Consider the following 9,584-nt stretch of genomic DNA (forward strand, 5'->3'; position numbering starts at 1 on the left):
ACTCCCCTGCCGCTCACCTGGTCACTCATCCGACATCCACTGCTCCATCACCGTGAGGAGATGATCGGTGTCGACGGGCTTGGTGACGTAGTCCGACGCGCCCGCCTCGATGCTCTTCTCCCGGTCGCCCTTCATCGCCTTCGCGGTGAGCGCGATGATGGGCAGCCCGGCGAACTGCGGCATCCTGCGGATCGCCGCCGTCGTGGCGTAACCGTCCATCTCCGGCATCATGATGTCCATCAGGACGAGCACCACATCGTCGTGCTGCTCCAGGACTTCGATGCCCTCCCGGCCGTTCTCGGCGTAGAGCACCTGCAGGCCGTGCTGTTCCAGCACGCTGGTGAGCGCGAAGACGTTACGGATGTCGTCGTCGACGATGAGCACCTTCTCACCGTGGAACCCGCCCGCCGGCTCCGGGGCCACCAGATCCTGACCGCCCAGCATCCACGGCTCGGAGGTCTGCGCACTCCGGCTGCCGGGCCGGCCGCCGCTCCGGCGGACCTCCGGGGCGGGGGCTTGCGGCTCGGAGGCCTGGGACGGCCCCTGCTCGGCCCGCTGACGCCGCCGGAAGAGCCCTGCGGCGCCGCGGGTCCGCTGCGCCGTGGCGTCGGCCGTGACGTCGTGCTCGGGCGGCTGCTCCGCCGCATCCTCGGACTCGTCCTCCTCCGCCTCCTCGGCCGGGTCGTACGCCTCCAGCGCGGGCGGCCCCGCGCTGCCCGGCGTGAGCTGCGGGTAGCCCTGCGGCGGCAGCTCGCTGGGGTGCAGCGGCAGGTACAGCGTGAAGGTCGAACCGCGGCCCGGCTCACTGGCCGCGTGGATCTCACCGCCGAGCAGCCGGGCGATCTCCCGGCTGATGGACAGGCCGAGACCGGTGCCGCCGTACTTCCTGCTGGTGGTCCCGTCGGCCTGCTTGAACGCCTCGAAGATGACCCGCATCTTGCTCGCGGCGATGCCGATACCGGTGTCGGTGACCGAGAAGGCGATCATCTCGGCCTCCGGATCGCGCAGCGCGCCGTGCTCCAGCAGCTGTTCCCGGATGGCGTTGGGCACGTCCACCCCGGCCGGCCGGATGACCAGCTCCACGGCCCCGCCGTCGGTGAACTTCACCGCGTTGGACAGCAGGTTGCGGAGCACCTGCAGCAGCCGCTGCTCGTCGGTGTGCAGCGTCGCCGGAAGCTCCGGCGAGACCCGGACGGAGAAGTCGAGGCCCTTCTCGGCGGTCAGCGGCCGGAACGTCGCCTCCACGTAGTCGACGAGCTGGACCAGGGCGATCCGCGTCGGGCTCACGTCCATCTTGCCCGCCTCGACCTTCGACAGGTCGAGGATGTCGTTGATCAGCTGCAGCAGGTCCGAACCGGCACCGTGGATGGTCTCGGCGAACTCCACCTGCTTCGGCGACAGATTGCCCTCGGCGTTGTCCGCGAGCAGCTTGGCGAGGATCAGCAGCGAGTTGAGCGGGGTGCGCAGCTCGTGCGACATGTTCGCCAGGAACTCGCTCTTGTAGCGCATCGACACCGCGAGCTGCTCGGCGCGCTCCTCGAGCACCTGCCGGGCCTCCTCGATCTCGGTGTTCTTCACCTCGATGTCGCGGTTCTGCCGGGCCAGCCGCTCGGACTTCTCCTCCAGCTCCGCGTTGGACGCCTGGAGCGCCTTCTGCCGGTTCTCCAGCTCCGCGGACCGCTCCCGCAGCTGCTCCGTCAGCTCCTGGGACTGCTTGAGCAGCACCTCGGTCTTGGTGTTGACGCTGATGGTGTTGACGCTGGTGCCGATCATCTCGGCGATCTGGTTGAGGAAGTCCTTCTGGATCTGCGCGAAGGGCTGGAACGAGGCCAGCTCGATCACGCCCAGCAGCTGCCCCTCGAACAGCACCGGCAGCACGATCACATGCGCCGGGGCCGCCTCACCGAGCCCCGAGGCGATCTTGAGGTAGCCCGGCGGCACGTTCTCCACCAGGATCGGGCGCTTCTCCTCGGCGACCGTGCCGATGAGCGTCTCACCGGGCCGGAAGGACGTGGGCATCGAGCCGACGGAATAGCCGTAGGAGCCGACCAGCCGCAGCTCGTAGCCCTCCTCGGCGGTGCTGTCCGCGACCACCTCGGTGCCGTCACCGACCGGGACCGCCAGGAAGAACGCGCCGTGCTGGGCGGAGACCACCGGGGTCAGCTCGCTCATGATCAGCCGGGCGACGTCCTCCAGGTCGCGCCGCCCCTGCATCAGACCGGAGATCCGGGCGAGGTTGCCCTTCAGCCAGTCCTGCTCCTTGTTGGCGAGGGTGGTCTCGCGCAGGTTGGCGATCATGGTGTTGATGTGGTCCTGGAGGACCTGGATCTCGCCGGAGGCGTCCACGTCGATCTTGAGGTTGAGGTCGCCACGGGTCACCGCGGTCGCGACCTCGGCGATGGCGCGCACCTGACGGGTCAGGTTCCCCGCCATCTCGTTCACCGACTCGGTGAGGTCCTTCCAGGTGCCGGCCACGTCCCGCACCCGCGCCTGACCGCCCAGCTGCCCCTCGGTGCCCACCTCGCGGGCCACCCGGGTCACCTGGTCGGCGAACGAGGACAGCTGGTCAACCATCGTGTTGATCGTGGTCTTGAGTTCGAGGATCTCGCCCCGCGCCTCGATGTCGATCTTCTTGGTCAGGTCGCCCTGGGCGATCGCCGTGGTGACCATCGCGATGTTGCGCACCTGTCCGGTCAGGTTGGACGCCATCGAGTTCACGGACTCGGTGAGGTCCTTCCACGTCCCCGACACGCCCGGCACCCGAGCCTGGCCGCCCAGGATGCCGTCCGTGCCCACCTCGCGTGCCACGCGGGTGACCTCGTCCGCGAACGAGGACAGGGTCGTCACCATCGTGTTGACGGTGTCGGCCAGCGCCGCGACCTCGCCGCGCGCCTCGACCGTCACCTTCTTCGTCAGATCGCCGTTGGCGACCGCGGCGGAGACCTGCGAGATGTTGCGCACCTGGATGGTCAGGTTGTTGGCCATCAGGTTGACGTTGTTGCTGAGGTCCTTCCAGATGCCGGTCACGCCCGGCACCCGCGCCTGACCGCCCAACTGCCCTTCCGTACCCACCTCACGGGCCACCCGGGTGACCTGCTCGGCGAACGACGACAGCTGGTCCACCATCGTGTTCACGGTGGTGACCAGCTCCAGGATCTCGCCCTTGGCGTCCACCGTGATCTTCTTCGACAGGTCGCCCTTGGCGACCGCCGTCGTCACCTCGGCAATGGAACGCACCTGCGAGGTGAGGTTGTTGGCCATGCCGTTGACGGACTGGGTCAGGTCCTTCCAGGTGCCGGAGACCCCCTGCACCTCGGCCTGGCCGCCCAACTGGCCCTCGGTACCGACCTCACGGGCGACCCGGGTGACCTCCTCCGCGAAGGACGACAGCTGGTCGACCATCGTGTTGAGGGTGTTCTTCAGCTCCAGGATCTCGCCCCGGGCGTCGACGTCGATCTTCTGCGAGAGGTCACCGCGCGCGACCGCCGTGGCGACCTGCGCGATGTTACGGACCTGAGCGGTCAGGTTGCCCGCCATGCCGTTCACCGAATCCGTCAGATCGCGCCAGACGCCCGCGACACCGGGCACCTGCGCCTGACCACCCAGCCGGCCGTCCGTACCGACCTCGCGGGCGACCCGGGTCACCTGCTCGGCGAAGTCCGACAGCTGGTCCACCATCGTGTTGATGGTGTTCTTGAGTTCGAGGATCTCGCCGCGCGCGTCCACCTCGATCTTCTGCGACAGATCGCCGCGGGCGACCGCCGTGGTCACCTGGGCGATACCGCGCACCTGCGAGGTGAGGTTCCCCGCCATCGAGTTGACGGAGTCGGTCAGGTCCTTCCAGGTGCCGCTGACGCCGTCCACCCGGGCCTGACCGCCCAGCCGCCCCTCGGTGCCCACGTCCCGCGCCATGCGGGTGACCTGGTCGGCGAACGAGGAGAGCTGATCCACCATGGTGTTCACGGTGTTCTTCAGCTTGAGCATCTCGCCGGAGACGTCGACGGTGACCTTCTGCGACAGATCACCGTTGGCCACCGCGGTCGTCACCTGCGCGATGTTGCGCACCTGTCCGGTGAGGTTGCGGAACGCGGTGTTCACCGAATCGGTGAGGTCCTTCCACGTGCCCGCCGCACCCGGCACCTGCGCCTGACCGCCCAGCTCGCCCTCGACACCGATCTCCCGGGCCACCCGGGTCACCTCGGCACCGAAGGACTGCAGCTGGTCCACCATCGTGTTGACGGTGTTCTTCAGCTCCAGCATCTCCCCGGCCACGTCGACGGTGACCTTCTGCGACAGATCACCGTTGGCCACCGCGGTCGTCACCTGCGCGATGTCCCGCACCTGCGCCGTCAGGTTACGGAACGCGGTGTTCACCGAATCGGTGAGATCCTTCCACGTACCCGCCGCACCCGGCACCTGCGCCTGACCGCCCAGCAGCCCCTCGGCGCCGACCTCGCTGGCCACCCGCGTGACCTCGTCCGCGAAGGTGCGCAGCGTCTCCGTCATCGTGTTGATCGTGTCGGCCAGCTGCGCGACCTCGCCGCGTGCGCTCACCGTCACCTTCTGCGACAGATCACCGTTGGCGACCGCCGTCGTGACCTGGGCGATCCCGCGCACCTGGGCGGTGAGGTTCCCGGCCATCAGGTTGACCGAGTCGGTCAGGTCCTTCCAGACGCCCGCGACGCCCGGCACCTTCGCCTGACCGCCCAGCTCACCCTCGGTGCCCACTTCACGGGCGACCCGCGTCACCTCGGCGGCGAACGAGGAGAGCTGGTCCACCATCGTGTTGACGGTTTCCTTCAGCTCCAGCATCTCGCCGGAGACATGGACCGTGACCTTCCGGGACAGATCACCCTTGGCCACCGCCGTCGTCACCAGGGCGATGTCCCGCACCTGAGCGGTGAGCCGGGACGCCATCGTGTTGACGGACTCCGTGAGGTCCTTCCACGAACCCGACATGCCGCGCACCCGGGCCTGGCCGCCCAGCTTGCCCTCGGTGCCCACCTCACTGGCGACTCGTGTCACCTCGTCGGTGAACGCCGAGAGCTGATCCACCAGCCCGTTGACGGTGCGCCCCACCTTGAGGAACTCACCGCGCAGCGGATGCGCCGACCCGTCGGCGCCCTGTGCCCGCAGGTCCATGCGCTGCTCCAGGTCGCCCTCGGCGACCGCGGACAGCACCCGGCCCACCTCGGACACCGGACGCACAAGATCGTCCACCAAGGCGTTGGACGCGTCAATAGCCGCCGCCCACTGCCCCTCACAGGCACCGGTCTCCAGCCGCTCAGTGAGTTTTCCCTCACGGCCGACCACCCGCCGCACCCGGGTCAGCTCGCCCGTGAGCTGCAGATTCCGGTCCGCGACCTCATTGAAGACCGCGGCGATCTCGGACATGACGCCCTCGCCCGAGACCGTCAGCCGCTTGCGGAAGTTGCCGTCCCGCATCGCCGTCATCGCGGTCAGCAGCCGGTTCAGGGCCGCCGTATCCACTTCGGTCGTCCCATTGCTCCGGGACCGTCCGCCTTTCGCGCGCGTATTCGTGCCCCGCGCCGCTGCGCCAGACTCCACCGTGTCCCTCCCGCAGGGTTGACCGTCCTCGTCGGGTTCTTCTTCCAGCTTGCCCAGTGTTTCACCATGGCCCAACCAGGCCATAACAGTTCGGCAGCATCGCACACCGACGACAACACTCTCCGGGTGGAATCACGGCGGACCGGCATTCGCGGGGACGGTCGAGGTAAGTAACCTGGCATCCGGCCAGGCATCGGAGGGGCGCTGCGTCATGGGTGAGCAGTTCGCCGAGACACATATGAGGAGACCTGTGATCACCGCGCGGGCAGCCGCCACCTTCGAGCCGGTGGGACGCTCGGTCGCCGCCGCCCGCACCTTTGTCCGGGACACCCTGCAGGGCTGGGGCCTGACCGACATCGTGGACGACGCGGTGGTCCTCACCAGCGAACTCGTCACCAACGCGGTGGTGCACGCCGGCACCACCGCCGATGTCGTGTGCATCCGCGCGGACACCGGCGTCCGCGTCGAGGTCGCCGACCGTTACCCCGAGCGGGAGGTTCCGCTCCAGAGCAACGGCGGCCACCACTTCGGCAGCCCCGACCGCGAGGGCGGACGCGGTCTGCTACTGTGCGCCGCACTCGCCGCACGCTGGGGCGTCGAGTACACGGCCACCCACAAGCAGGTCTGGTTCCAGCTCGACTTCCCCGAACGGCCGGCCGGCACCCGGGCCGCCGGGCCCGCGCTGCCCTCCAGCGCCCTGCCGCTCGCCGACTCCCGGGTCCGGGTCGCGGTCGTGCAGGTCGACAGCGACGGAGTCGTGAGCGCCTGGAACGACGACGCTCAGGAACTGTTCGGCTACAGTCCGGAACAGATCGTCGGCAAGCCGCTCACCGATCTCGCCGCCTGGCCGCACACCCCCGGCACCAGCACCGGCGTCGCCGAAGCTCTGCAGCTCTCCCGCTGGGAGGGCTCGTACGGCATCCGCGGCGCCGACGGCCGGGTCTCCCCCGTCTACGCCTCCCACCTGCGCATCCGCGATGCCGACGGCGATCCCTCCACCGTCTGTCTACTGGTCCGCGACCGCGAGCGCGCCGTCCTGCAGAGCCCGATGCGCGCCGCCGCGGCCGACACCTCCGATTCCTCCGAGCGCGGCGGCCCGTCCAGCGACGCCTTCGAGGTCTTCATCGGCTCCCCCGCCCCCGACGACCTCGACGGGCTCCTCCAGCGCACCGTCGAACGGGCCCGCGACATGCTCGACGGGGACGCCGCCTATCTGCTGCTCGCCACCGACGACGAGACCGAGCTGGAGGTGCGCGCCTCCACCGGACTGCCCTCGGCCCGCCAGCGGTTCGCCCGCGTCCCCGTCGAAACCGGCACCGGACGCTACGGCTCGGCCCGGATGCCCGCCGTCCACGAGGACCTGTCCGCCGTGCCGGGCGCCGTCCCCCTGCTCATCAACACCGGTATGCGCTCGGTCGTCACGGTCCCCCTCAAGGTCGAGGGCCGGCTCACCGGCTCGCTCGGCGTCGCCGCCGAGGCCCCCAGCCGGTACAGCAACGAGGAGGCGCTGCGGCTCCAGTTCGCCGCCGACCGCATCGCCCTCGCCGTCGAACGCGCCCGTCTCACCGAGCTGGAGAAGCTGCGCCGCGGCTCCCTCTCCTTCCTCGTCGAGGCGTCCGATCTCCTCGCGGGCACGCTCGACCGCGACCAGACACTGGCTCTCATGGCACAGATGACGGTGCCCACCCTGGCCAGCTGGTGCGCCGTCTATACGGTCGCCGACCAGGCGTCCGACCCGGAGCTGTCGTACGTCCTGCACGAGGACGAGGACCGCATCGACGGGCTCAAGGCCCTGCTCACCAAGATCGACCCACCGGAGCAGGTGCCCACCGGCGGCGCCCGCGGCTGGACCGGCCCCTACGAGGCGGCCCACGCGGCCGCGCTGCGCACCTCGCTGCGCAGCCTCAGCCTCGGCGACTCCGCCCGGCCCTCCTCGGGCCCGGGCGCCTCGCTCGCGACCGCCTCGGCCGTCGGCGGCGAGACGGTCGTCCTGCCGCTGGTGGCCCGTAACCGCGTCATCGGCATGCTCACCCTCGGCAAGCCCACCGACGAGCACTTCCGCCAGGAGAACCTGGAGCTGGCCGAGGACCTCTCCCGCCGGGCGGCCCTCGCGCTCGACAACGCGCGGCTCTACTCGGAGCGCACGGCCATCAGCCAGTCCCTGCAGCGCAGTCTGCTGCCGCCGGAGCCGCTTCCGGAGATCACCGGCGGTGTCGAGGTCGAGGTCATCTACCGCGCGGCGGGCGAGGGCAACGAGGTCGGCGGCGACTTCTACGACCTCTTCCCGATCAACGACAGCGCGTACGGCTTCGCCATCGGCGATGTCTGCGGCACCGGCCCGGAGGCCGCCGCGGTCACCGGCCTCGCCCGGCACGCGCTGCGGCTGCTGGCCCGTGAGGGCTTCGGCGGCCCGGCGGTCCTGGAGCGGCTCAACGCGGCGATCCTCGACGAGGGCGCCCGCAGCCGCTTCCTCACCCTGCTCTACGGGGAGCTGTGGCCGCAGCAGGACGGCAGCGCCGTGCTCAAGGTCGTCTGCGCCGGCCATCCGCTGCCGCTGCGACTGCGCCAGAACGGATCCATCGAGGCCGCGGCCGAGCCGCAGCCCCTGCTCGGTGTCATGGACGATCTGGAGCTGTACGAGCAGACGGTGACGCTCGACCCCGGTGATGTCCTGCTGTGCGTCACCGACGGGGTGACCGAGCGGCGCGAGGGCACCAGGATGCTCGGCGACGACGGCCTGGTGGACGTCCTGACCACCTGCACGGGGCTCAACGCGGGAGCGGTGGCCGCCCGGGTACTCCGCGCGGTCGAGCGCTTCGCGGCCGAACCGCCGTCCGACGACATGGCGATCCTCGCTATGCGCGTCCCGGAGCGGCAGGACGCCTGACCACTCCGCGGCCGGGGCACCACCGGTGCCCCGGAACCGCAGCCCGGTTCAATACGACGAAGGCCCCCGCCTCTTGGCGGGGGCCTTTCGCAGGAGAGCCCCAATACGGAATCGAACCGTAGACCTTCTCCTTACCATGGAGACGCTCTGCCGACTGAGCTATTGGGGCGCGGCAACGGAATAGATCATACCCGAACTCGAGCACGCTCTCGACCACCCGCCCCTCAGCCGCTCAGGCCGCTGACTGCAACAGGCCTCCCAGTGCGTTGCAGGCCGAGACCACCCGCTGCAACTCCCGTCGCGACATGGCCGGATCGACAGGAAGGGCGAGGCATTCGTCGGCCGCCCGTTCCGTCTCCGCGAGCCACAGATCGCGCCGGAAGCGCGCCGTGCGGTGCGCCGGGGTCTGGATGGGCACGTGGCACACGACGCCGCGAGAACGCAGCGTACGGGCGAACGCGTCCCGGTCCGGGCGCCCATTGCCCGGCACCCTCACGACGTACTGCTGATAGGTGTGTTCGAGGCCGGGCTTGGCCGCGGGAGTGACGACCCCGCGCAGCTTTCCGTTCAGATAGGCCGCGTTGGCCTGTCGGCGCAGCACCTCTGCGACCGGCTCGCACACGGCGCCGTGTCCGATCACCAGCACGCCGTGCGGCTGCCCCAGCTCGGTGAGGCGCGCCATGTCGGCCGGGTGTCCGAAGGTGTGTATGGCCACGATCGCCGCGGTCCGGGGCGTCAGCGCCTCGGCCACCGCGTCCGGATCTATGCAGAAGGTGTGGGCGTCGATGTCCACGAACACCGGCCGCGCGCCGGCGAGGAGCACCGCCTCCGCCGCTTCGGGTGTGCCGTAGGACGGCACGATCACCTCGTCGCCCGGTCGTACGCCCGACCGGGCCAACTCACGCCTGAGCTCATCCGTTGGAGTCCCCATGAACGGCATGTTGCCCACGCAACATGAACACCGAGTGGCCCGCAACACAACAAAAAGAGAGGCCTGTCGGGAACCGAAGTTCCGACAGGCCTCTCTCCAATATTTGTTCGGCGGCGTCCTACTCTCCCACAGGGTCCCCCCTGCAGTACCATCGGCGCTGAAAGGCTTAGCTTCCGGGTTCGGAATGTAACCGGGCGT

At 69.7% G+C, this 9,584-nt stretch carries 3 protein-coding genes, 1 tRNA gene and 1 rRNA gene; 1 reads left to right on the forward strand and 4 read right to left on the reverse strand.

The features are described 5' to 3' along the window. Positions 1 to 21 precede the first annotated feature (21 nt). Positions 22 to 5,568, reverse strand: a complete 5,547-nt coding sequence (locus ABZ562_RS38420) for a HAMP domain-containing protein (RefSeq protein ID WP_361489300.1) — start codon at positions 5,566 to 5,568, stop codon at positions 22 to 24. Between the two features lie 211 nt (positions 5,569 to 5,779). Between ABZ562_RS38420 and ABZ562_RS38425 the strand changes: the two genes are divergently transcribed. Beyond that, on the forward strand, positions 5,780 to 8,455 hold the full coding sequence (locus tag ABZ562_RS38425; protein WP_361489303.1) for a SpoIIE family protein phosphatase: 2,676 nt from the start codon (positions 5,780 to 5,782) through the stop codon (positions 8,453 to 8,455). Positions 8,456 to 8,551: 96 nt separating this feature from the next. Here ABZ562_RS38425 and ABZ562_RS38430 read toward each other — a convergent pair. From ABZ562_RS38430 to rrf, 3 genes are all read right to left on the reverse strand, one after another. Next, a tRNA-Thr gene (locus ABZ562_RS38430) sits at positions 8,552 to 8,624 on the reverse strand. Between the two features lie 63 nt (positions 8,625 to 8,687). Continuing rightward, the gene (locus ABZ562_RS38435) at positions 8,688 to 9,386 is read right to left on the reverse strand and encodes a DegT/DnrJ/EryC1/StrS family aminotransferase (protein WP_361489305.1); all 699 of its coding nucleotides are present in this window, start codon (positions 9,384 to 9,386) and stop codon (positions 8,688 to 8,690) included. 105 nt (positions 9,387 to 9,491) lie between these two features. Continuing rightward, a 5S ribosomal RNA gene (gene rrf, locus ABZ562_RS38440) occupies positions 9,492 to 9,584 on the reverse strand; the annotation flags it as partial.

Origin of the sequence: Streptomyces sp. NPDC019937 (assembly GCF_040631655.1) — a bacterium.
GTDB lineage: Bacteria > Actinomycetota > Actinomycetes > Streptomycetales > Streptomycetaceae > Streptomyces.

Coding starts and splice junctions, on each gene's coding strand:
- ABZ562_RS38425 (WP_361489303.1), top strand. CDS start 5,780: ATGGGTGAGCAGTTCGCCGAGACACATATGAGGAGACCTGTGATCACC.
- ABZ562_RS38435 (WP_361489305.1), bottom strand. CDS start 9,386: ATGGGGACTCCAACGGATGAGCTCAGGCGTGAGTTGGCCCGGTCGGGC.